The sequence below is a fragment of the Pyxidicoccus sp. MSG2 genome (genome assembly GCF_026626705.1).
Classification (GTDB): Bacteria; Myxococcota; Myxococcia; order Myxococcales; family Myxococcaceae; genus Myxococcus.
This window is the reverse complement of sequence record NZ_JAPNKC010000001.1, coordinates 8,453,056-8,477,849: the sequence shown is the minus strand read 5'-3', so window position 1 is coordinate 8,477,849 and position 24,794 is coordinate 8,453,056. Positions and strand designations below refer to the sequence as shown.

The 24,794-nt window shown below is 68.8% G+C and carries 15 protein-coding genes; 10 read left to right on the top strand and 5 right to left on the bottom strand.

The window, feature by feature from the left end; translation table 11 throughout:
* Positions 1–163: 163 nt before the first annotated feature.
* A complete protein-coding gene (locus OV427_RS33140) occupies positions 164–643 on the bottom strand; it encodes a hypothetical protein (RefSeq protein ID WP_267860214.1) in 480 nt (159 codons plus the stop codon).
* Between the two features lie 592 nt (positions 644–1,235).
* On the opposite strand from OV427_RS33140, the gene OV427_RS33135 reads away from it, so the two are divergent.
* From OV427_RS33135 to OV427_RS33105, 7 genes are all read left to right on the top strand, one after another.
* Positions 1,236–2,006 (top strand): ABC transporter ATP-binding protein, encoded by a 771-nt coding sequence (locus tag OV427_RS33135; RefSeq protein WP_267860213.1) that lies wholly within the window; start codon positions 1,236–1,238, stop codon positions 2,004–2,006.
* Complete coding sequence (locus OV427_RS33130) at positions 2,003–2,800, top strand: ABC transporter permease (protein WP_267860212.1); 798 nt, start codon at positions 2,003–2,005, stop codon at positions 2,798–2,800. Before OV427_RS33135 ends, OV427_RS33130 begins: the two co-directional genes overlap by 4 nt.
* Before the next feature lie 339 nt (positions 2,801–3,139).
* Positions 3,140–5,203: a PrkA family serine protein kinase gene (locus OV427_RS33125; protein ID WP_267860211.1), complete on the top strand. Its 2,064-nt coding sequence runs from the start codon at positions 3,140–3,142 to the stop codon at positions 5,201–5,203.
* A 25-nt stretch (positions 5,204–5,228) separates the two neighbouring features.
* On the top strand, positions 5,229–6,338 hold the full coding sequence (locus OV427_RS33120) for a DUF444 family protein (RefSeq protein ID WP_267860210.1): 1,110 nt from the start codon (positions 5,229–5,231) through the stop codon (positions 6,336–6,338).
* Between the two features lie 32 nt (positions 6,339–6,370).
* Positions 6,371–7,864 (top strand): SpoVR family protein, encoded by a 1,494-nt coding sequence (locus OV427_RS33115; protein ID WP_267860209.1) that lies wholly within the window; start codon positions 6,371–6,373, stop codon positions 7,862–7,864.
* Positions 7,865–8,026: 162 nt separating this feature from the next.
* On the top strand, positions 8,027–9,223 hold the full coding sequence (locus OV427_RS33110; RefSeq protein ID WP_267860208.1) for a M23 family metallopeptidase: 1,197 nt from the start codon (positions 8,027–8,029) through the stop codon (positions 9,221–9,223).
* 15 nt (positions 9,224–9,238) lie between these two features.
* Positions 9,239–10,306, top strand: coding sequence for a class I SAM-dependent methyltransferase (locus OV427_RS33105; RefSeq protein WP_267860207.1), 1,068 nt, complete (start codon positions 9,239–9,241; stop codon positions 10,304–10,306).
* A gap of 27 nt (positions 10,307–10,333) precedes the next feature.
* Here the strand turns inward: OV427_RS33105 and OV427_RS33100 are convergent, their stop codons facing one another.
* Positions 10,334–10,921, bottom strand: coding sequence for a TIGR02265 family protein (locus tag OV427_RS33100; RefSeq protein ID WP_267860206.1), 588 nt, complete (start codon positions 10,919–10,921; stop codon positions 10,334–10,336).
* A gap of 150 nt (positions 10,922–11,071) precedes the next feature.
* On the opposite strand from OV427_RS33100, the gene OV427_RS33095 reads away from it, so the two are divergent.
* From OV427_RS33095 to OV427_RS33085, 3 genes are all read left to right on the top strand, one after another.
* Complete coding sequence (locus OV427_RS33095) at positions 11,072–13,576, top strand: glycogen/starch/alpha-glucan phosphorylase (RefSeq protein WP_267863519.1); 2,505 nt, start codon at positions 11,072–11,074, stop codon at positions 13,574–13,576.
* A gap of 262 nt (positions 13,577–13,838) precedes the next feature.
* Positions 13,839–14,948, top strand: coding sequence for an esterase/lipase family protein (locus tag OV427_RS33090; RefSeq protein ID WP_267860205.1), 1,110 nt, complete (start codon positions 13,839–13,841; stop codon positions 14,946–14,948).
* A 23-nt stretch (positions 14,949–14,971) separates the two neighbouring features.
* Positions 14,972–16,048, top strand: a complete 1,077-nt coding sequence (locus tag OV427_RS33085; protein ID WP_267860204.1) for a hypothetical protein — start codon at positions 14,972–14,974, stop codon at positions 16,046–16,048.
* A gap of 95 nt (positions 16,049–16,143) precedes the next feature.
* On the opposite strand, the gene OV427_RS33080 is transcribed toward OV427_RS33085, so the two are convergent.
* The 3 genes from OV427_RS33080 to OV427_RS33070 all read right to left on the bottom strand — a co-directional run bounded on the left by OV427_RS33080 (position 16,144) and on the right by OV427_RS33070 (position 24,786).
* Positions 16,144–18,099, bottom strand: a complete 1,956-nt coding sequence (locus tag OV427_RS33080; protein WP_267860203.1) for a M3 family metallopeptidase — start codon at positions 18,097–18,099, stop codon at positions 16,144–16,146.
* A gap of 151 nt (positions 18,100–18,250) precedes the next feature.
* Positions 18,251–23,815 carry a lamin tail domain-containing protein gene (locus tag OV427_RS33075; RefSeq protein ID WP_267860202.1) on the bottom strand — a complete coding sequence of 1,855 codons (5,565 nt, stop codon included), beginning with the start codon at positions 23,813–23,815 and terminating at the stop codon, positions 18,251–18,253.
* A gap of 170 nt (positions 23,816–23,985) precedes the next feature.
* Positions 23,986–24,786, bottom strand: coding sequence for an SDR family oxidoreductase (locus tag OV427_RS33070; RefSeq protein WP_267860201.1), 801 nt, complete (start codon positions 24,784–24,786; stop codon positions 23,986–23,988).
* Between the last annotated feature and the right edge of the window lie 8 nt (positions 24,787–24,794).

Sequence of the window (24,794 nt, the reverse complement as noted above, 5' to 3'; positions counted from 1 at the left end):
AAAGCCAAGCCAGAGGCCCCTGCTCCCCTGCTCGCAGGGCTTCCCCGTCTTCACCCTCCGCGAAGCTCCGCTCTCCCAGCACCCTGCTTTCCCTGGAGCCGCAACCATCGATTTCCAGGGGACGGCCCTTCGCGCCCCTGGCCCGGGCCAGTGCCGTGCCCTCTCACGGAGGCACCGCGACCCGCACCTGCTGCGCCAGCGGCTGCAGCCCGCCCGCCTCCAGTGTCACCCGGGTGCGCCGCACGACCTCCAGCCTCCGCCCCTCCCGTAGGCCCGGCGTCGCACGGGAGGTGAAGAGGGCCTCCATCCGCTCGGGCAGGGGCCGGCGCAGGTCGAAGCGCAGCTCCCCCTCCGCCACCGGCTCCCGCGCGCCGCCCGCCCGTCTCGAGTGGAGCTGGAACCGGAGCCGCCCGTGCGGGCCGCGCAGGTCCACCAATTCGTAGGTGATGACGGACAGCACCCCGGGTCCATGCGCCCGGGCCACCGTCCAGCGCGCACCGGGCCCTACCGGCTCATCCGGGAATTGCGGCGTCGCGAGCCAGTCCGAGGACATCCCCTCCCCCAGCAGCGCGGCCAGCCTTGGCGACGTGCCTCCTCGCAGGTCCATCCGTGCCTCGACGAGCGCCCCCGTCGAAGCCAGCACCACCTCCCCTTCCGCCCGCTCAGGCCCCGGAGCGCCTCCGCCAGTCGCAAGGCGTGCTCCACCCCGTCCTCGTCCGCGGCGCGCACCTCCGGGCGCCCCACGCGCAGCCGATACCGGGCCACGCCCTCGGTGGCCCACGGGTCTGGTGGCTCCAGGCGGCCCGGGCTCCTCCTGAATCGGACACCCCCTTCCACCAGCCCCGCCGCCGGCAGCGAGAGCCGGAGGGGCACCACCACCTCGGGCCCATACTCCGTGCGCAGCTCCCCGCCCGACGCGGTCTCTACCTCCGACGCCATCGACAACCGCGCCCGCTGCGCCCACCCCGGCCGATGCACCAGGGCCAGCGCCCTGCGTGGCTCCGTGCCCTCGTCGAGCAACGCCATGGCCACCACCTCCTCGGCGGCCACGGGTGGAAGGCTCTGCAGCAACGAGCCCAGCAGACATGACACGGCAAGCAAGGCGGACACGACTCGACTCCCTGGGTTGGGTGACGCCCGGGCCCATTGCACGCCCCATGCTCACCGTCCTCCCGAGGGCACCCGCGCATCCGAGCCGTCCAGCACGGGAGACACCGTGCGGGATTTCGGCTCCAATGCCCCCAATGCCGGAGGTCGAAGTCGCTGCCCTGGAGAAGACGTACCCGCCGCCCGGCCTCTGGGCGCGCCTGCGCGGCCGCGCGGCGCCCTCCCGACCGGCCCTGCGCGGCGTCTCCTTCCACGTGGACGCCGGGGAGGTCGTCGCGCTCATCGGCCCCAACGGCGCCGGCAAGTCCACACTGCTGCGCATCCTCTGCGGCCTGCTGCTCCCGGACGCGGGCACCGCGCGGGTGGCCTCGCGCGACGTGGTGAAGGACAGGCCCGAGGTCCGCCGTCACGTGGGCGCCGCGCTCAGCGATGACCGGGGGCTCGCGCCGCGCCTCACCTCCCGGCAGAACCTGCGCTTCTACGCCGCGCTCTACGACGTCCCCCACCGCGAGGTGGACGCCCGCATCGACGAGCTCGCCCACACGCTGGAGGCCCGCCGCCTCCTGGACCGCGAGACGCGCACCCTCTCCAGCGGAGAGAAGGCGCGCGTGGTGCTGATGCGCACCCTGCTCCACCGCCCGCGCGTGCTGCTGCTCGACGAGGTGACTCGCTCGCTGGACCCCGGCGCGGCCCGCCGCGTGCGCAACCGCGTGCTGACGGACGCGGCCTCGCGCGGCGCCGCCGTCCTCTTCGCCAGCCACGACCTCGCGGAAGTGCAGGCCGTGGCCCATCGCGTCCTCCTGCTCGACGCAGGGCGCATCGCCGCCTCGGGCACCTTCGCGGACGTGTTGCCCGCCGCGGAAAGCATCTTCGCGTCCGCCACCCCGGAGGACGCATGAGGCGCCTGCTCGCCTTCCTCCGGCGGGACTTCGAAATCGCCACCGCCTACCGGCTCAACGGGCTGCTCCTGGCGGCAGGCGGACTCTTCACCCTGACGCTCTTCTACTTCCTCGCCCGCACCGTGGGAGAGTCCCCCGCCGTGCGCGGCCGCTACGGCGCGGACTACTACTCCTTCGCGCTCGTCGGCCTGGCCACCGCCACCCTGCTGCGCAGCCTGCAGCGCGGCTTCGGCAACGCGGTGCGCGCCGCGCAGAACGACGGCTCGCTGGAGCCCCTGCTCGCCGCACCCCTCTCCACCTTCCACGTCGTCGCGCTGATGACGGCCGGCACCGTCGCCGGCTCGCTCGTGCGCGCGTGCGGCCTGCTCGTCGCCGGCTCGCTCCTCTTCGGCGCCCGCCTCTCCGTCCACCCACTGACCTTCGGCGTGACGCTGGTGTTGAGCGTGCTCGCCTTCAGCGCGCTCGGCCTGCTGTCCGCCGCCTTCGTGCTCGTCTTCAAGCGCGGAGACCCGTTCGCCTACGCGCTCGACATGCTCAGCTATCTGTTCGCCGGTGTGCTCTATCCGGTGGACGTGCTGCCCGACGCGCTGCGCATGGCCGCCCGGCTGCTGCCCGCCACGCATGCCCTGCATGGCCTGCGCGCCGCGGCACTGGAGGGCGCCGGCATGGAGCGCCTCCTACCCACCTGGGGCGCCCTGCTGGCCTTCAGCGCGGTACTCTGGCCGCTCGCCGCCTGGGCGGTGCAAGCCGCACGACGACATGTGGAACGTACGGGCACGCTGCCCCACAGCTAGGTAACAGTCCGGCCTCGGCGGGCGCACGGAAATCCACTGCCCGGGCGTTCAATACCCCCCGCGCGAAGGGGGGCACCCTACCCCCGTGGGCGAGGCACCTTATAATCAAAGTGCCTTTTCACCCCGTGGAGGGGGTGCGCCTTCAGGGCGTCCATCCCCGACACGAGCGTAACGCGCGGTCCCACTCCGCGGCGGGGTCCCGAAGGGGCAGCAGGGCTGTTTGTGCCTGGGACCTCGGCGGGGTGGTTGTGGAATGGCAGTCCAGCCCTCCAGGTTCACCACTATGGCCCCCTGTCGGCGCGGCTCATCCGCGCCCCGGGGCGGCACCGAGGGAGAGACATGAAGGACGCTGAGAAGGTTTCGTGGGTCTCCAGAATCGCCGCGCTCCAGGACGCGAAGACCTACGCTGAGCTCACCTGGGACGGCTCGTTCGAGGACTACCTCGAAATCGTCCGCAAGAACCCCAAGGTCACCCGCACCGCCTTCCAGAGGATCTACGACATGATCCTCAGCCACGGGAAGACGGAGTACATCGACAACAAGAAGAAGCTCATCCGCTACCACTTCTTCAGCGACGAGAAGTTCGGCGGCCGCGACGCCATCTTCGGCCTCGACGTCCCGCTCATGAAGCTCGTCAACGTCTTCAAGTCCGCCGCCCAGGGCTACGGCACCGAGAAGCGCGTCATCCTCCTCCACGGCCCCGTCGGCTCGTCCAAGTCCACCATCGCCCGCCTCCTCAAGAAGGGCATGGAGGACTACTCCAAGACGCCGGACGGCGCCGCCTACACCTTCTCCTGGACCACCGACCGCAAGCTGCCCGACGGCACCACGGTGAAGGAGAAGATGAAGTGCCCGATGAACGAGGAGCCGCTCAACCTCATCCCTCGTGAGTGGCGCCCGAAAATCTACGCAGAGATTTCCCCGCCGGAGAGCGGCTACACCATCCCCGACGGCTCCGAGCTGTGCCCCGCCTGCCGCTTCGTCTTCAAGGACCTGATGACGCATTACCAGGGCGACTTCGCCAAGGTCATGGGCCACATCCGCGTCAACCGCCTCGTCTTCAGCGAGAAGGACCGCGTCGGCATCGGCACGTTCCAGCCCAAGGACGAGAAGAACCAGGACTCCACCGAGCTCACCGGTGACATCAACTACCGGAAGATCGCCGAGTACGGCTCCGACTCCGACCCGCGCGCCTTCAACTTCGACGGCGAGTTCAACATCGCCAACCGCGGCATCATCGAGTTCGTCGAGGTCCTGAAGCTCGACGTCGCCTTCCTCTACGACCTGCTCGGCGCGTCGCAGGAGCACAAGATCAAGCCGAAGAAGTTCCCGCAGACGGACATCGACGAGGTCATCCTCGGCCACACCAACGAGCCCGAGTACAAGAAGCTCGAGAACAACGAGTTCATGGAGGCCTTGCGAGACCGTACGGTGAAGATTGACATCCCGTACATCACCAAGCTGTCCGAAGAGGTGAAGATCTACGAGAAGGACTTCAACTCCCGGGCCATCAAGGGCAAGCACATCGCTCCGCACACGCTGGAGATGGCCGCCATGTGGGCCGTCCTCACGCGCCTGGAGGAGCCCAAGAAGCACAACCTCTCGCTCCTGCAGAAGCTCAAGCTCTACAACGGCAAGACGCTCCCCAACTTCACCGAAGACAACATCAAGGAGCTGCGCAAGGAGAGCAACCGCGAGGGCCTGGAGGGCATCTCCGCCCGCTACATCCAGGACAAGATCTCCAACGCCCTGGTCAGCGACAAGGGCGAGGGCTGCATCAACCCCTTCATGGTCCTCAACGAGCTGGAGGCCGGCCTCAAGACGCACTCGCTCATCAACAGCGAGGACGCCCGCAAGCGCATGAAGGAGCTGCTCACCTCCGTGAAGCAGGAGTACGAGGACATCGTCAAGAACGAGGTCCAACGCGCCATCTCCGCGGACGAAGACGCCATCAGCAAGCTGTGCGGCAACTACATCGACAACATCAAGGCCTACACCCAGAAGGAGAAGGTGAAGAACAAGTACACCGGCCTGTACGAGGAGCCCGATGAGCGCCTCATGCGCTCCATCGAGGAGAAGATCGACATCCCCGACAGCCGCAAGGACGACTTCCGCCGCGAAATCATGAACTACATCGGCGCGCTGGCCGTCGAAGGGAAGACCTTCAACTACCGGACCAATGAGCGGCTCCACAAGTCACTGGAGCTGAAGCTGTTCGAGGACCAGAAGGACAGCATCAAGCTCAAGAACCTCGTCTCCTCCGTCGTGGACAAGGAGACCCAGGAGAAGATCGACCTGGTGAAGGACCGGATGATGAAGAACTACGGCTACTGCGAGATCTGCTCCACGGACGTCCTCAACTTCGTGGCCAGCATCTTCGCCCGAGGCGACGCGAAGGAGTAACACCCCAGGAGAGAGGCGAGCCGTCGTGACCTTGAAGATCCACCAGGACCACTCCCGCTTCAAACAGATCGTCCGCGGCAAGATAAAGGCCAACCTGCGCAAGTACGTGCAGAAGGGCGAGATGCTGGGGAAGAAGGGGAAGGACGCCATCTCCATCCCCATTCCGTTCATCGACATCCCCCGCTTCAAGTACGGCCACAAGGAGCAGGGCGGTGTCGGGCAGGGAGATGGAGAGGTGGGTCAACAGCTCGGCCCCGGGGCGGTGGAGCCCGGGGAGGGCCAGCAGGCAGGACAAGGCGAGGGCGACCACGCCCTCGAGGTGGACGTCACCCTCGACGAGCTCGCCCAGATTCTGGGTGAGGAGCTGCAGCTGCCCAACATCGAGCGGCGGCAGAACGAGAAGATCGTCACGCAGAAGATCCGCTACACCGGCATCAACACCACCGGCCCGGAGTCGCTGCGCCACTTCAAGCGCACCTACAAACAGGCCCTGCGGCGTCAGATTGCCGCGGGGACGTATGACCCGCACCGGCCCATCATCATCCCCATGCGCGAGGACCGGCGCTACCGCAGCTACAAGCTGCAGAACCTGCCGGAGACCAACGCGGTCATCATCTACATGATGGACGTGTCCGGCTCCATGGGCGACGAGCAGAAGGAGATCGTCCGCATCGAGAGCTTCTGGCTCGATACGTGGCTGCGCCACCAGTACAAGGGCCTGGAGTCGCGCTACATCATCCACGACGCCGTGGCCCGCGAGGTGGACCGCGACACCTTCTTCCACACCCGCGAGTCCGGCGGGACGATGATTTCCAGCGCGTACAAGCTCTGCCGCGACATCATCCTCGCGGACTACCCGAAGAGCGCGTGGAACATCTACCCGTTCCACTTCAGCGACGGTGACAACTGGAGCGCGGACGACACGCGCCAGTGCATCGACATGCTGCGCAACGACGTGCTGCCCAACGTCAACCAGTTCGCCTACGGCCAGGTGGAGTCGCCCTACGGCAGCGGCCAGTTCATCAAGGATTTGCGCGAGGCGGTGGGGGACACGCCCAACGTCGCGCTGAGCGAGATTGCGGACAAGGACGCCATCTACGCGTCCATCAAGGACTTCCTCGGCAAGGGCCGCTGACGCGGACTCACAGCCACCGGAGCGATTGCCCCATGCCCAAGAGCCTGACACCCCGCCTCGCCGCGCTCAGGGACGAAATCCACGGCTACGCCAAGGAGTTCGGCCTCGACTTCTTCGACACCATCTTCGAGATGGTGTCCTACGACGAGATGAACATGGTGGCCGCCTACGGCGGCTTCCCCACGCGCTACCCGCACTGGCGCTGGGGCATGGAGTACGAGCAGCTGGCCAAGGGGTACGAGTACGGGCTGAGCAAGATCTACGAGCTCGTCATCAACAATGACCCCTGCTACGCCTACTTGATGGAGAGCAACCCGGAGGTGGACCAGAAGCTCGTCATGGCCCACGTCTACGGACACTGCGACTTCTTCAAGAACAACTTCTCCTTCCGGCACACCAACCGCCGGATGATTGATGACATGGCCAACCACGCCACCCGGGTGCGCAGGTGGGTGGACAAGATTGGCGTGGAGAAGGTCGAGGACTTCATCGACCGGACGCTGAGCCTCGAAAACCTCATCGACCAGCACGCGCCCCACATCCGCCGCAACCCGGACCCGAAGAAGGCCGAGGACGAGCTCAAGTCCAACGAGCGCGTGGAGGGCTTCAAGGTGGACCGCGAGTACATGCGCGGCTTCATCAACCCCTCCGAGTTCCTCGACTCGCAGCGCAAGCGCGTGGAGGACGAGAAGCTGCGCGCGAAGCGGTTCCCCGAGCGCCCGCAGCGAGACGTGCTGCTGTTCCTCCTGGAGCACGCGCCGCTGGAGCCGTGGGAGTCGGACATCCTCGCGATCCTGCGCGACGAGGCCTACTACTTCGCGCCCCAGGGACAGACGAAGATCATGAACGAGGGGTGGGCCAGCTACTGGCACTCCACCATCATGACGCGGCGGGCCCTCAGGGACGACGAAATCATCGACTACGCGGACCACCACTCGGGCACCATGGGGACGCGGCCCGGGGCCATCAACCCGTACAAGCTCGGCATCGAGCTGTGGCGGGACATCGAGGACCGGTGGAACAAGGGCCGCTTCGGCAAGGAGTGGGACGAGTGCGATGACCTCCGCGCGCGCCGCTCCTGGGACAAGAAGCTGGGCGCCGGCCGCGAGAAGATTTTCGAGGTCCGCAAGCACTACAACGACATCACCTTCATCGACACGTTCCTCACGGCCGAGTTCGCGATGGAGCAGAAGCTCTTCGTGTATGGCTTCAATGACAAGCGCAACTCGTGGGAAATCATGGACCGCGAGTTCCGCAAGGTGAAGAGCAAGCTCCTCCAGGGCCTCACCAACTTCGGCCAGCCCATCATCGAGGTGGTGGACGGCAACCACGAGAACCGTGGCGAGATGCTGCTCGCGCACAAGCACGACGGGCAGGACCTCAAGGGCGACTACGCCCGCGAGACGCTCCGCAACCTCCAGTCCCTCTGGCGCCGCCCCGTCAACATCATCACCCGCTACGACAACAAGGGGATGATGCTGCGCTTCGACGGCACCACGCACTCGGAGAAGAAGGTGGAGCTCTAACCCTCCGGGCGGTTCAGCCTCCCGGTAGAAATTTCATATCGAGCACCTCCGGGCACCCCTACCTGCCGGGTTCCCGGGCTGCCCGGCAGGCGAGCGCGGGAATTCTCGGGACGGCAGTTGGGCGCGGGCGCGGGTGTCCACTACACTCGGCCCCCGCCCCCCATGCGAATCGCCCCCCTGCTCTGTCTGCTCGCCCTGCTGGTGGCCTCTGCTTCGGAAGCCAGCACCCGGTACGTCATCAAGAATCGCCGCATCGAGCCGCGCCAGACGCTCGCCCAGGCGCTGCACGACGCGCAGCTCCCGGACGCGCAGGTGACGGCCGTCATCTCCGCGCTGGAGGGCGTGTTCGACTTCCGCAAGTCCCGCGTGGGCGACCAGTTCCGGCTCGTCATCCGCGCCGGGGAGCTGGACTTCTTCGACTACCGCCAGAGCCTGGTGGACGAGTGGCAGGTGCGCCGCGACGGCGAGAAGTACGTGGGCAGCAAGCGCGCCATCGAGGTGGAGAAGCAGGTGTCCGTCGTCACGCTGGACATCAACTCCTCGCTGTACGAGGCGGCGGTGGAAGCGGGTGAGGACCCGGCCATCGGCATGGTGCTGGCGGACGTGTTCGCCTGGGACATCGACTTCTACCGTGACGTGCGCAAGGGCGACCGGGCGCGCGCGCTGGTGGAGAAGTTCGTCTCCAAGGGCCGCGTGCTGCGCTACGGCGAGGTGCTGGCGGCCACCTACGCGGGCGGCCTCGTCGGCGACAAGAAGGTGTTCCGCTACCTGCTGCCGGACGGGCAGCCCAACTACTTCAACGAGGAGGGCGCGAGCGCGAAGAAGACCTTCCTCAAGACGCCCCTCAAGTACGCCCACGTCACCAGCAGGTTCGGCAGCCGCTTCCACCCGGTGCTCCAGTACATGAAGGCGCACAACGGCGTGGACTACGGCACGCCCATTGGCACCCCGGTGTGGGCGGTGGCGGACGGCACGGTGACGCAGGCGGGCAACGCGGGCGCCGCCGGCAACATGGTGGTCATCCGCCACGCCAACGGCTTCGAGACGCAGTACATGCACCTGTCGCGCTTCGGCGACGGCATCCGCGCCGGCGCGCGCATCCGCCAGAAGCAGGTGATTGCGTACTCCGGCAACACCGGCCGCTCCACCGGGCCGCACCTGCACTTCGGCCTCAAGCGCAACGGCGCGTACACCAACCCGCTCAACCAGGTGTTCCCCCGCGCGGATCCGCTGCCCAAGACGCTGCTGCCGGACTTCCTGGCGAAGGCGCATGAGCTGACCGCGCAGATGGAGGCCGTGTCCGTGGCCGCGGTGGCCGGTCAGGCCGCCAGCGCTCCCGCCGCACCCACGCAGCCATAGCCCCGTAGGAGGCGTATGTCCTCCGTCGCTGAGTTCATCGCGCTGTCGGAGCAGCTCCACACCGAGCTGCTCGGCCTGAGCGAGGAGCTGTCGCACGGCCTGCCGGACCGGCTGTCGCGCTTCCCCAGGGACCCGGAGCAGCGCCGCGCCCTCCAGCACGAGCAGGCGGAGGCCCTGCGGCGCATCCTCCCGGTGCTCACCTCCCGCCTGGACGCGGCCTACGCGCGCCTGACGGCGCTGGACGCCGGCATGTCCGACGAGGAGCGGGAGGCCGCGCTGGAGCACCACCGCGCGCGCGTGCAGCCCTTCTTCCTCCAGTGCCCCTTCATCCGCCGCTCCGCGGACAAGCCCCTGGGCTACCCCGGGGACTACCTGATGGTGGAGATGATCTTCAACGAGCAGGACGAGGGCGTCTCCACCTTCGCCCGCCTGCTATCGCGCTACGCGCTCCAGTGCGGCCCCGCCCGCGCGCACCGCGCCCGTCCGCCCTGGGTGCTCGGACACCTGCGCCAGCACGCGCAGGAGCTGGGCCGCCCGCTGCGCGTGCTGTCCTTCGCCTGCGGGCCGGAGCACACGCTGCGCGAGTACGCCACCGCCGGGGCCTCGGGCCACTTCACCCTCTGCGACTTCGACCCGGCGCCGCTGGAGCACTGCCGCCGCCAGTTCCAGGTGCTCACCCGGCGCTCGGCGCCGCCCCCGCCCACGGTGGACTTCGTCCAACTGTCCACCTACCAACTGCTGAAACAGAAGGACGTGCTGGAGCAGCTCCGCCACCCCGAGGGGCACGACGTGCTCGTGGTGGCCGGACTGCTGGACTACCTCAAGGCCCCCGTCGCCGAGCGCTTCCTGGACCTCCTCGCGCCCCTGGTGGCGCCGGGCGGGCGGGTGCTGCTGACCAACCTCCACGACCCCAACCCGTGGCAGGCCTTCATGGAGTACGTGGGGGACTGGCGCGTGCTGCACCGCGAACGGCAGGAGTTCCAGGCGTTATGCGAGGGCCGCCCGGAGCGGCGCCTCGGCACGCTCGAGCTGACGAGCGACGCCTCGGACACCAACCTCTTCTGGGCCGGGCGGCGGGGCTGAAACGTCCGCCGGCGCCCGCCGGGACGACTACCACCGCACCAGGAACTCCGAGTGGTCCAGCGCGCACGCGGTGCCCTCCACCGCGCTCTGCGCACCGCCGCCCACCGCCATCAGCGCGGCCCTCAGGCTGCCCTCGTGGAACAGCATGGGCTGCATGTCCCCACGAAAGACAATCTTCACCCGCCGGCCGTCCATGGGCTCGCAGTCATGGGAGCCATAGCTGACCAGCGTCCGGTACACGGTGGGCGTGCTGGCGAAGGCGCGCTTCGGGTCTCCCCGGCCCACCAGCTTGGCCAGCGTGTTGCCCACGTGCGACTCGAAGAAGCCGCTGACGGTGGCCGCCCCGCAGGCGCGAAAGGCGTCATCCACCGAGTCGTAGTACGGCTCCAGCACGTCCACCGCGGCGTAGAGCAGCTGGAGGAAGTCCGCCGCCGGGTAGGAGAAGAAGTCGATGGGCCTCTTCATCTTCACCAGCTCCGCCAGCCGGGCCACGGCCTCGCTGCCCGCCCGCTGTGAGACGAGGATGAGGATGGAGTTGAAGATGAAGCCCCGCACGGTGTGGTCGGGGCGCGTCAGCGCGATCCGCTGGGCAAGTTCACTCTTGTCGCTGGGCATCGAGGAGGGGTCTCCATGCTGAGGAGTGCAGGCCCGCTGACCTTGCAGGCGTCTTGTACCAGAGTCGCGAGACGGCAGTGGAGCCCATGGCTCCAATCGAGATAAATGAAGGTCTTCCGGAGGACTCCCTACCCGATGGCCGACGAATCCATGAAGACGCAGACCCCTGTCACGCAGCCCCGCGCCGCACCGGCGGGAACGAACGATGACAGCGGCCGCACCGGCGACGACGCGGCCAGCATGCGCCGTTCCTTCCTGGACCACGTCCGCTACTCGCGTGGCAAGAACTACGAGACCTCCACCGCGCATGACCGCTTCATGGCGCTATCACTCGCGGTTCGGGACAGGCTCGCGGACCGGTGGGTGAAGACGGCGCGCACCTACTACGAGCAGGACGTGAAGCGGGCGTACTACCTGTCCGCCGAGTACCTGCTGGGTCGAGCGCTGGGCAACAACCTGCTGAGCCTGGGCATGCACGACGCCGCCGCCGAGTGCATGCGCGAGGTAGGGGTGGACCTCACCAACCTGCTGGAGATGGAGCCCGACGCCGGCCTGGGCAACGGCGGCCTGGGGCGCCTCGCCGCGTGCTTCCTGGACTCGCTGGCCACGCTCTCCTACCCCGGCATGGGGTACGGCATCCGCTACGAGTTCGGCATCTTCACGCAGGACATCGTCGACGGCTACCAGGTGGAGCGCGCCGACGAGTGGCTCAAGTTCGGCAACCCGTGGGAAATCGTCCGGCCGGAGAAGGCGGTGCCGGTGCGCTTCTTCGGACGCGTGGAGCACCACCAGGGCCCGGACGGCCGCCCCGTCGCCCGCTGGGTGGGTGGCAAGACGGTGGTGGGTGTCCCCTATGACACGCCCATCGCCGGCTACCACAACAACACCGTCAACACGCTGCGCCTGTGGCAGGCGCGCGCCTCGGAAGAGTTCGACCTGCTCTTGTTCAACGCGGGCGACTACGAGCGCTCGGTGGTGGAGAAGAACGACTCGGAGGTCATCTCCAAGGTCCTCTACCCCAACGACGCCTTCCAGGCCGGCAAGGAGCTGCGCCTCAAGCAGCAGTACTTCTTCGTCGCCTGCTCCATCGCCGACATCGTCCGGCGCTACCTGAAGAACCACACGGACTTCAAGGACTTCCCCAGCAAGGCGGCCATCCAGCTCAATGACACGCACCCGGCCATCGGCGTGGCGGAGCTGATGCGCGTGCTGGTGGACGAGAAGCGGCTGCTCTGGGACGAGGCGTGGGGGATTACGCAGGCGGTGTTCGGCTACACCAACCACACGCTGCTGGCCGAGGCGATGGAGCGGTGGCCGGCCACGCTCTTCGAGCGGCTGCTGCCGCGCCACCTGGAAATCATCTACGAAATCAACCAGCGCTTCCTGCGCCAGGTGCAGATCCGCTACCCGTACGACGTGGAGAAGATGCGGCGGATGAGCCTGGTGGAGGAGGGCCCGGAGAAGAAGATCCGCATGGCCCACCTCGCGGTGGTGGGCAGCCACAGCGTCAACGGCGTGGCCGCGCTGCACACGGACCTCCTGCGCCGGGACGTGCTGCCGGACTTCGCCGCCATGTACCCGGAGCGGTTCAACAACAAGACCAACGGCGTCACCCCGCGCCGCTGGCTGGCGTGGTGCAACCCGCGCCTGTCCAAGCTGATTACCTCGCGCATTGGCGACGGCTGGGCCACGGACCTGGACCAGCTCCGCAAGCTGGAGCCGCACGCGGAGGACCCGGCGTTCCGCAAGGCCTTCCGGGACGTGAAGCGCGCCAACAAGGAAGACCTGTCCCAGCACATCCGTGACTTGCGCTGGGTGCAGCTCAACCCGGACGCCATCTTCGACGTGCAGATCAAGCGCCTGCACGAGTACAAGCGCCAGCTGCTCAACGCCGTCCACATCGTGGCGCTGTGGATGAAGGCCCGCAGGGACCCGTCCTCCATCATCCACCCGAGGGCGTTCATCTTCGGCGCCAAGGCGGCGCCGGGCTACCACCTGGCGAAGCTGACCATCCGCCTCATCAACGGCATCGCCGAGGTGGTCAACAGCGACGCGGGCACCACGGGCCTGCAGGTCGTCTTCGCGCCCAACTACCGGGTGAGCCTGGCCGAGCGCATCATCCCCGCGGCGGACGTGTCCGAGCAGATTTCGACGGCGGGCATGGAGGCGTCCGGCACGGGCAACATGAAGCTGATGCTCAACGGCGCGCTGACGCTGGGCACGCTGGACGGCGCCAACGTGGAGATTCGCGACGCGGTGGGCGACGAGAACTTCTTCCTCTTCGGCCTCACGGCGGACGAGGTCATCGCCCGCAAGCGCGAGGGCTACCGCCCGCGCGACGAGTACAACCGGCACCTGGAGCTGCGCGAGGCGCTGGACCTCATCTCCACCGGCTTCTTCTCTCCGGAGGACAAGCACCTCTTCAAGCCGCTGGTGGACAGCCTCCTCGACGAGGACCGCTACTTCGTGCTCGCCGACTTCATGGCGTACATGGCGAAGCAGGAGGAAGTCGTCCGCGCCTACCAGGACGCGGAGGGCTGGGCGAAGAAGTGCATCATCAACGTCGCCCGCGGCGGCATCTTCTCCTCGGACCGCACCATCAAGCAGTACGCCGAGGAGATCTGGCACATCCAGAAGACCCCCGTGGAGCTGTGACGGGCGGGCCGGCCTGCCGCGGGTGAGCCGCGGCAGAGGCCCTGACGCGGTGCGCGATACTGCCCTCCGGGACGAGGCGGCTGTGCTCTGACGCACAGCACTACGCGATAACACAGCGCATTGTATTGACTGGAAAATCAATCGCGGGCACTAACACTCCCGGTGTTCCGGATTCGCCTTCCTGTTCTGGAAGTCCTGGACACGCCTGGGATTGTTTCTTCCGCAGTGCGCAGTGCATCGTTCCCCCCGCGCAGGAGTCCGTATGAAGCAGCAGCGTCCGCTGTTCCTGGCCGTCCTGGCCGTCCTCGGGTTGTCCCTCCCGGCTTCAGCCGCGGCGGAGCGGACCACCTATCCCGTCGTCTTCGCGCATGGCCTGGGCGGCTTCGACGACATCCTCGGCCTCGACTACTGGGGTGACGACTACGGCACCTACGTCGGGGACCCGTGCAACGAGTTCCTCGAGGTGAGCTGCAACGGAGACATCGACAGCGGGCAGCAGTCGTTCGTCGCCGCGGTGCAGCCGCTCCAGTCCTCGGATGTCCGTGGCCTGGACCTGGCCAACGACATCGAAGGCTACATGGCCACGAAGGGCGTCAAGTACGTCAACCTCGTGGGCCACTCGCAGGGCGGCATCGACGCGCGCAAGGCCGCTCGCGTGCTGCGCGAGCGCAAGGGCTACACGGTGGTGAAGGTGCTCTTGAGCATCTCCTCGCCGCACCGGGGCTCGCCGGTGGCCAAGTTCATCCTCGACCTGGGTCCCGGCGTCACCAGCGTCATCGACGCGCTGTTCCGCATCTACGGCGACGTCGTCTACGGGCCGGGCAATGACGGCTACGCGGCGACCAAGGCGCTCGTCTACAACGACTATGACGCCAACGACGGCAAGGCGACGGGCGCGAAGCTCTTCAACCAGAACTACCCGGTCAGCGCGTCCTACGCGTCCCACTACGCGTCCATCATGACGGCCCAGTCCGGCCTCAGCGTGAATCCCGCGCTGTACCTGCTGCGCGGCTTCTTCTTCGACATCGACGGGGACGGCTACTGCGTCGACGACTGCGAGAATGACGGCGCCGCGGGCAAGGGCGACGGCTGGAAGCAGGAGGATGACGACGACGGCCTGGTGGGCATCAACTCGCAGCAGATGGGCTACCGGCTGCGCTACAACGACCAGTTGTTCGTGCTGAACTCGCTCAGCATCGACTCCGCGCTGGGCTACGTCGCCAACATCAACGCGCCCAGCTCGCTCCAGATGACGTCCTCGTCGTCGCTCATCAACCAGGACCACCTGGATGTCATCGGCCTGGGGCCGGACACGTTCGACGAGATGGAGTTCTACGCGGCCATCTTCAACTACGTCGCGAAGAACGACTAGCCGCACGAGAGGGACGGGACGGGATGCGTACGCGGACGAAGGTGATGTTGGGCGGCGTGGTGGCGGTGCTCGGACTGCTCGCCGGCGTGGGGCTCCTCACGCCGGGCCGGGCGGCCGTGGACCCCACACCCGCCCGTCCCTCTTCTCCGGACACCCGTCCTCGGGCAGCCCTCCCCTCCCCCGCGCCGCTGGCCACCACCGCCAGCGGCGCCGCCGGGGCCGCGCCCGCCGCGTCCCCGCAGGAGGCCGGGGACGCGGAGCTGGAGGCGCTCGTCACCGCCATGCGCGAGCGCTACGGCGCGCGGCTGGACGAGCCGTCCGTGCAGATGCGCATGCTGGAAGAGCTGATGCGCTTCTTCCAGAAGCGCAACCCCGACGGCTGGCGCGAGGAGCTGCTGGCCTTCCTGAAGAAGGCCTTCCCCGAGCGGTACGAGGAGCTGGCCGCCATGCTCCGCAACCGCGAGGACTACGAGAAGTGGGTGAAGGACAATGACGCGTACCTGCGCGGGCTCGGCGAGAAGGAGCGCCGTGCCGCCGTCTGGGACGCGCGCAACCGGCTCTTCGGCAAGGACGTCGCGGAGCGCCTGTGGGCCGCCGAGATGAAGAACCAGGCCCTGGCGGACACGCTGCGCTCGCTCGACGCGATGGAGGGCGCCACCGTCACGGAGAAGCTGTCCACGTACAAGCAGCAGATCAAGGAGACCCAAGGCGTGGCGGCTGACGCGTACCTCGCCCGGCACCAGCAGGAATTGATGAACCGCTTCCTGGACCTGTCCTCCATCCAGCGTGAGTTGACGCAGATGGAGCCCGCGGAGCGCTCGCAGAACCTGCGCACCATCCGCAAGGAGATGGGGATGGACGAGGAGGCGCTCCAGCGTTGGGACTCGCTGGACAGGACGCGCGACACGCGCTGGGACTCGGGCGCCCGGTACATGGAGGAGCGCGCGGCGCTGGCGAAGGAGCTGTCCGGCGAAGCGCTGGAGACGCGCCTCCAGGAGGTGCGCACGCGCTACTTCGGCACCGAGGCGGACATCATCGGCCAGGAGGAGGCGGGAGGCTTCTTCCGCTACGAGCGCCCCCGGGTGTGGGGACGCAACTGAAGCGGGGGCGCTCCCGCCCCTTCGTCTCGCGAATCCGCGTCAGCGTGAAGCACACCGGAAACGCGGCGACGGTGTAGCGGCGCGCCCTCCGCCGCTCAGGCCGCCTTGTTGAGCCACTCCTCGTACGCGCGGAAGTCGTAGTCGCGGCCGAGGAAGGCGTGCACCAGCCGCGCGGCGTCGTCCGAGCCACCCGGCTCCAGCACCTCGCGGCGGTACGCCTGCGCGGGTGCGGGCTCCAGCATCCCCTTCTGCTGGAACACCGTGAAGAGGTCCTTCGCGATGACCAGCGACCACATATACGTGTAGTAGTTGGACGAGTACCCGTCGAGGTGCCCGAAGGAGAGGTGGAAGTGCGTGCCCTCCACGTACGGGAAGGGCGTGTACTTCCCCTGCAGCTCACGGACGAGCGCGGTGGCGTCCACGCTTCCGGGCTCGCGCCGGTACAGCTCCAGGCTGAGCGCGGCGTAGAACATCTGCTGGCGCACCCACAGCCCCTTGCCGAACTCCTCCGCGCGGCGCATGCGCGCGACGATGTCCGCGGGAATCGGCTCGCCCGTCTGGTAGTGCCGGGCGAAGGTCTGCAGGCACGCGGTATCGCGCGCCCACTCCTCCAGCATCTGCGAGGGGGCCTCCACGAAGTCCCACTCCGTGCGCACGCCGGACACACCCGCCCAGCGCGTGTGGCCGCCGAAAATGTGGTGCAGGAGGTGGCCGAACTCGTGGAAGAAGGTCTCCACGTCGCTGTGCTGGAGCAGCGCGGGCTCCGCGCCGGGCCGGGGGAAGTTGCACAGGAGCACGCCCTCCGGCAGCCGGAGCCCCGTCTTGCCGCTGGTGAGGGTGAACTGGGCCGCGTGCTTGTACTTGTCCTCGCGCGGGTGCATGTCCAGGTAGAAGCGCCCACGCAGCGTGGCGCCCTCGTAGACGTCGTAGGCCTCCACGTCCGGGTGCCACACCGGCGCGTCCGGGACGTGGCGGTAGGTGACGCCGAACAGGCGCGCCGTCAGGTTGAGCACGCCCTGCTTCACGCGCGTGTACTCGTAATAGGGGCGCACCACCTGCGAGTCGAACGCGTACTGCTCGGCGCGGATGCGGTCCTCCAGGAACGCCTGGTCCCATGGGTCCACTCGCGGGGCGTCGGGCACGTCGCGGCGCTTGCGGGACAGCAGCATGTCGTAGTCGCGCTTCATGCGCGCGACAGAGGCGGCCGAAATCTTCTCGATGAAGTCCGCGGCGGCCTGCTCGTCGCGAATCATCTTGTCCTCCGTGGAGTAGGCCGCCCAGTTGCGGTAGCCCAGCAGCGTCGCCAGCTCGTGACGGCGGGCCACCATGCGCTGGAGCACGTCCACGTTGGCGGGGTGGCCGCGCAGGCGGAACAGACGCCACATCGTCTCACGGGCCTTCGCGTCCCGCGAGTACGTCATGAAGGGGACGATGTCCGGGTAGTCCGTGGTGATGCGCACCTGGCCGTCCGTGCCGGGCGGGTGGGCACGCACGTAGTCGTCGGGCAGTCCCTCCAGGGCGGACGGAGGCAGCGCTTCCGTGCGGGTGTCCTGGCGGATGTTGCGGCTGAACTCCTGGCCGATGCGGACCAGCTCCTCCTGCAACTCCTTCACGCGGGCGCGGGTGGCGGCGTCGCGGTCCACGCCGGCGCGGCGGAACTCGCGCAGCACCTTCTCCATCCACTTGCGCGTGGGAGCATCCTCGCCGGCCACATCCAGCGAGGCGAGCACGTCGTAGACACCCCGGTCCATGCGGATGTCGTTGATGAGCGTCTCGAGCGCCTGCTCGGCCGCCTCGCCGGCCTCGCGCATGGCGGCGTCCGGGTGGGCGTGGCGGGCGACGGCGGCGCGTGAGCTGGCGTCGTCGAGCGCGGCCATTGCCTCGTCGTACACCTCCAGCACCTCCCGTACGGCGTAGGGCGGCCGGAGGGCCTTGAGGCGGGCGATGCCGGCACGGGCCGCGGCGATGGCCTCCTCTCCAGAGCGACGGAACTCGGTCGGCGGGCAGGTAATGAGGCGGGCGGCGTCGGGGACGAGCGTCTCGGCGGGCACTGTCTTCTCCTGGACCTGGTGACGGGAAGGCTGGGCGCCAAAGGTAATGCGCGCGCCCCGGCATGGCAGCAGCCTTCCGTGCCCGAAAAGCAGGAGGCCGCCCCGGCGTGTGCCGGGTGCGGCCTCCTGGACGACTCAACGGTTCAGTGGGCTACGGGAGCTCGGTCGGGCTCGCCGAGTTCTGCGGCTGGCGCGCGGCGCGGGTGACGAAGTCCAGGGAGTTGTTGTCCCTGTCGGTGCCGTTGCCGCGGGCGGCATCGGCCCCGCCGACCGCCATGGTGGCCGAGGTGGAGGTGGACACCGCCTTGCGCTCGAGGCTGCCACCGCTGGCCGGATGGGACGGAGCCGCCGTGCCCTCGGGGCTGTTGCCAGTGCCCCACCCCACCTTGTCCACCGCCACGTCCGAGGTGCTGGTGGTGAGCCCCGGACCGATGCGCACGTGGCCACCAGCCGTGGTGGAAGCGGACATGTCGAAGGAGTACGTCACGTCCGCCGTCGTGCTGCCTCCCTGGAAGGCGGTGTTGGCGACGAGGAAGTACCCGCGCGCCTTGATGACCTTGCCCGGGGGGATGGTGACGCTGCCGGAATAGGCGGCCCCCGTCGCCGACTTGTACTGTACCAACCAGCCGCCGATGTTCACGTCGCTGTTCGTCGGGTTGTGGAGCTCGATGAACTCGTCCGTCGAGAGGGCAGTGGTCCCCCCGCAGACCTCACTGATGACCACGTGGTTGGTCAGCGGCGTCGGCGGCGGGGCCACCGTCACCGTGCCGTACTGCGGCGACCCGCCCGACACGACGCCGTTCTGGTCGCAGTACACCCAGTCCTGCGCGCCCGCCGGCCCCTGCGTGAAGCGGTAGCGGAAGCCGTACAGATAGCTGCCGGGCGTGCCGATGTTCAACGTACCCACCATCTCGTCGTTGTTGGAACCGGACGGGCTGTAGGACGCGTTGAACGGCGCGGGCCCCCACGTCCAGTCCTGCGGAGCGCTGGCGTCCGTGCCGTAGCCCAGCTCGGCGACGATGAACGGGAAGCGGTCGTTGCCGTTCTGGTTCCGGTTGGAGATCTGGTCGTCGTAGAACTGGCTGTAGATGGTCTGCGGCGTGTTCTGCTGGATGGGCGCGGCAATGGTCTTCGGGAACTGGATGGCGCAGTAGTCCACCGGCGGGTTGATGGCCACCGCGCACGTCTCGTTCGGCTGGCCCGGCGTACCCCGGTCCCCGCCCGCGAGCCCCGCGCTGGAGTCACACCAGTACCAGCTGTACTGGTGCGCCGCCGTCCCCACCACCACCGAGGACAGGTTCATGGAGCGGCCCGTCGTCTGGGGGAAGGACGGCGTGTACACGAGGTCGTCCACCACCACGGAGGCGCCCTGCTTCAGCGTGAGGCGCCCCGAGCTGCCGATGGCGAAGGTGCCTCCCGCGAAGCTGTACTGCGCCGGCACGCCGCCGTTGGTGGCCTCGTCCGTGTTGCTCGCCGCGACGAACGTCCCATGGCCCCGGACAATCGTGGGCCGGTCGCCCGGCGCCTGCACCGCGAAGCTCTCCGTGCCGCCCGCGCCGTTATCGTAGGTGACGAGCAGGTTGGTGATGTTGCGCAGCCCGTCCACGGTGCTGGTCAGCTCCAGGTACTCGGCGGTGCCAACGCTCGGCGTGTGCATCACCTCGCTGATGGCCAGCTCGCCCGCGGCCGGCGGCGGCGCCGTGTTGCACGCGCCCTCGAAGCAGACGGCGTCCTGACCGGTGCAGAGGACCGGGGTGGGCGTGTCCACGCACTCCGGCTCGTCGTTCTGCACCTCGCACGCGCTCGTGAACGTCACGCGGCTCAGGTTGTCTGGCCCGCACTCCGGCGCGCGCGGCGGGCAGACGACACCGGAGCAGGGGCCGGGGACGTCGACGGAGGCCAGCACCAGCGTGCTGGCGTTCCCCGCGCCGTCGACGACGCGCAGACCGAAGTACCAGGTCGCCTCCTGCGACGGGAGCTGGACGGTGGTCCCCTCCGTCGAGCCGTTCGGCTGCGGCGCGTTGGTGGGCAGCTGGGTCGCGCTGCCGAAGTTGCCCGCGTCGATGGGGTTCGTGCTGTAGCGGAGCTCGTAGTGGTGCGCCACGCCATCCGTGCCGTCATCCCCCGTGGCCCCCCACGACAGGTGGGCGACGCGGTCCTCATCCAGCGTCGCGGAGAACGAGGTCGCGGTCGCGGGCGCCTGGTCGTCGGTGATGACGACCTCCGTGTCCGTCCCGGTGATGCCCATGTCCGCCGTGTCCATGACGAGGCTGAACGTCCCCTCCTGGTCCACGGTGAGGTTGGTGAAGGTGGCCACGCCATCCACCGGAGCCGCCGTCAACGTTCCTCCCAGGGTGGTGCCCAGGGGACCGCCAACCAGGTGCACCGTCACCGACGGCGCGGTGACGGGCGGGGTGTTGCCATAGGCATCCCGAAGGGCCACGCGCAGCTGCGAGAGCGACTGGCGCACGGAGCCCGTCGCGGGCGCATTGAGCACCGCGAGCCGCACCGGCTGCGCCGCCTCCACCGTGACGTCGCTCGTCACGGACACGTTGCGCACGGCGTCCCGGAACGTCAGCGTCTGAGGCCCCGCCGTCTGCAGGGTGGCGCCCAGCGTGTACTCGCCGCGGTCCGTCTCCAGGTACGTGCGGGACTCCAGAGTCCCCGGATTCGGGTCCGTGGTGGTGATGTCCACCGTGCCCGTGTAGTCCGTCTTCACGTTGCCGAAGCCGTCATATGCGGTGACGACGAAGAGGTTGTTCTGGCCCGCGACGACCGGGCCCGGCACCCTCGCCACGCGCAGCTCCGTCAGCACACCGGGCCGCACGCTGACGGACTCTTCGTCCTGCAGCTGCGAGTCCACCACGTCCCGGGCGACGAGCAGGCTGTTGCGCACGGCCGCGAACGTCACGCTGAAGGTGTGCTTGCCGGCGTCCGCCGCGGTGAACGCGTAGTCGCCCGGCACGGTGGCCTGCGCATCGCCCTGGAGCTGGAAGCCCACCGTGCCCCGGTAGCCCGAGGCCTGGTTCTCGAAGGCGTCGAGCAGCGTCACCGTCGCATCCACGGGCTGGCCCGCGACCGGAGTGACGGTCGACAGTGCCAGCGTCATGTGGTGGGCGACGGCCGGGGCCACGCTCGTGCTCGCCGTGACGCTCAGCCCCGAGGCGCCCTGCTCCGTCACGGTGACGGAGCGCGAGCCCGAGGTGCGCAGGGTGACGGAGAACTCGTGCTGGCCGGCGTCGCGCGCGGGGACGAAGGTGAAGTCCGCCGGAAGCACCGCCTGCGCGTCGTTCGACGTGAAGTGCACCGTGCCGGAGTAGCCCGTCACCAGGTTCCCGAAGCGGTCCTTCGCGCTGAAGGTGAGCAGGTGCGACCCGCCCGCCGTCACGTCCGCGGGAAGGCCCGCCAGCTCCAGGTGGTCCGCCGCATCGCTGGTCACTTCCACCGCGAGCGTGGCGGTGAGCGGGTTGGCGTTCAGCTCCGTCGCCGTCACGCTCTGGGCGCCCGAGGTGCGCAGCGCCACGTTGCCGAAGACGTGGCGTCCCTGGTCCTGCACGGTGAACGTGTAGTCACCCGGCAGGGCCGCCTGGGCGTCCGTCGACGTGAAGTGCACCGCGTGCGTGTAGCCGGTGGCCACGTTGTCGTAGGGGTCATACGCGGTGAGCTCCAGGCTGCCCTGCGCGCCCGCGGTGACCGGGCTCACGAGTCCGGTGAGCGCGAGGCGGCTGGCCGCGGCCGCCTCGACGATGACCGGGACGCTCGTCACCGACAGCGAGTTGGCGCTGGCGACGAAGCGGTGCGAGTTGTCCGCCTTCTTCACAATCACGCCGGTGAAGGCCGCCACGCCGTTGACGGGCGCCACCGTCACCGGCTGGAAGCCGGGGTCGCTCGACAGGGACACCGTCACCGGCGAGGTGGCGGTGGTGACGACGTTGCCATTCACGTCCCTCAAGGCGACGCGGAACTCGGCCAGCGCCTGGCCAGCGACGCCGCCGATGGGCTCCTGGGTGAAGAACAACTGCGCCACCCCCGGCTCCTGCGTCTGCACCGCCAGGCTGGCGGAGCGCGCGGAGTTGCCGCGGTTGTCCGTCACCCGCAGCGCCACGTGGTAGGTCTGACTGGAGGACAGGCCCGTGAGCGTCGCCGACTCGGCGGTGCCCGCCGCGGCCGGAGCGCCGACACCACCCACCGGGGTGGCCGCGTCGAACTGGGCGTCGCTGGTGATGGGGCTCACCGAGTAGCGCACCTGCTGCGAGGTCGCCCGGCCCTCGGTGCCGTCGTCGCCCACGGCCTGCCACGTCACCGTGACGCTGGTCGGCGTGGACGCGCCCGCGGCGAGAGACGGCGTCGCGGGGACGACGTCATCCACCACGTCGATGGAATCACTCGTGTCGGAGGTGAGGCCCTGCGCGGAGGCGACGAGCATGACGCCGCCCTCCTCGTTCAGCCGCAGGTTGGAGAAGGTGGCCACGCCGTCCACCGGGGCGGCCTCGAGGACGCCGCCGAGCCCGGTGCCGTTGCCCGACAGGCCCACCGTCACCAGGGGCGCGCCGACGGCCGCGTGGTTTCCATACGCGTCCTGGAGCGCCACCGTCACCGGGGGCAGCGTCGCGCGCACGGAGGTGCGACCAGGCGTCTGGGTGAAGACGAGCGCGGCGACCCCACCGGCGACCACGCCCACGTCCTTGCTGGACGTCAGCGCCGCGAGCGTCCCGTCCTGGATGGTGACGTGCTGGGCGCCCGCGTGCTTGAGCGTGATGCCCGTGAAGGTGAAGTGGCCCTTGTCCGTCGCCGTGAAGGCGTGGGCGGCGGGAAGCGCGGCGGTGGCGTCCGACGAGGTCACCGCCAGCGTGCCCACGTAGCCGGTGGCCACGTTGCCGAAGGCGTCGTGCAGCGTCACGTCCGCGCTCTGCGCGGCGCCCGCGGTGGCCACGGCCGGCAGGCCCGTGACTTCCAGCGAGGCGGCCGCGGCCGGAGCGACGGCGAAGGTGGGGCTGGTGGCGCCCTCCAGGTCCGCGGCCTCCACCTTCAACTGGTAGCCGGTGCCCGCCTTCTTCAGCACCGCCTCCGTGAAGCGCACCACGCCGTCCACCGCGTGCGCCTTCAGCGTGCCCTCAAGGGCGGCGTTGCCCGGGCCCGCGGCCAGCGACAGCGTCACCTCGTCGGTGGCGCCCGTCACGGTGCGGCCCTGCGCGTCCTTCAGCGACACCTCCAGGTCACCGATGGGCACGCCGGCCGTGGCCGTCAGCGCGGTGGCGGAGAAGGCCAGCCGCGTGGGACGTGGGGCGACGAAGGCGATGACGGGGCGCGTGCCGAGCACCACCGCGCCGCCCTCTGCCTCCACGGAAGCCGTCACCGTCTTCGAGCCCGCGCCGGTGGACACCACGGAGGCCGTCGTCTTGCCCTCGGCGTCCGTCTTCGCCGCCGGCTGCGTCACGGTGTTGCCGTCGCCGGACACCTCCACGCGCACCGTGCGCCCTTCCATGGGCGCGCCGTCCTTCTGCTTCACGGTGACGGTGACGGTGACGCGGTCCTCGCCGTCGGCGAGCACCTGCGCGGCGCGGCTCACCTCCACCCGGGACAGGGCCGCGTCGGGCAGCGGCTTCGGTGTCGGAGTGGGCTGCGGTTCGGTGCCATCACCACAGCCCAGAGCTACGCCCAGGCACAGCACGCTCAGCCCGAGGAACCGGGCCAGCGAGAAAGACGGACGGGACATGGATGTCTCCGGAAGCGAGCAGACCCCGCGCGAAAAATTCCCCCCGCGCGGGGTTGCATCGCCTTCTATCAGACATCGTCCTCCCGGAAGTAGTGCCCGACCGCAAACTTGCAGCACCAATATAAATTCACGGTGCCGTCAGGGGCACGTCGCCCAGTCGTGACGCGGGGTTACATGAGGGCGGCCATGAGGGCGCCGCCGCCCAGGAGGGACTGGCCGCCGTCGCAGACCATGATGGAACCCGTGATGTAGGACGCCGCGTCGGACGCGAGGAAGAGCGCGAGCCGGGCGATGTCCTCCTTCTTGCCGAAGCGCTGCAGGGGCAGGGCCTGGATGATCTTCTGCTTCCCCTCCTCGTTGGGGGCGAGGCGGCGCATGCCTTCGGTGTCATCGATGGGGCCGGGGGTAATCGCGTTGACGCGAACGCCGGAGCCGCCCCATTCGATGGCGAGCACGCGGGTGAGCATGTCCACGCCGGCCTTGGCGGCACACACGTGGGCCTGCATGGCCATGGGCAGGTAGGCCTGGGGCGCGGAGATGTTGATGAGACAGGCGCCGGGCTTGCGCAGGTGGTCGAAGGCGGCGCGGCTGATGTTGAAGGTGCCCAGCACGTCGATGTCCATCACGGCCTTGAAGCCGTTGGAGGACATGCCCAGCGCGGGCGCGGGGAAGTTGCCGGCGGCGCCGCACACGACGATGTCCAATTCGCCGTACGCGTCGCGCACCGTCTGGAGGGCCTTCTCCACGGCGGCGTAGTCGCGCACGTCGGCGGCCACGCCCATGGCGGTGCCGTGGGCCTGGAGGCCCTTCACCGCGCCTTCGAGCTTCTCCACGTTGCGGCCATTGATGGCCACCTTCGCGCCCGCCTTCACGAAGGCCTCGGCGATGCCGAGGTTGATGCCACTGCTGCCGCCGGAAATGAACGCCACCTTGCCCGCAAGCAGCCCGTCCCGGAACACGCCATCAGCCATTGACCCGT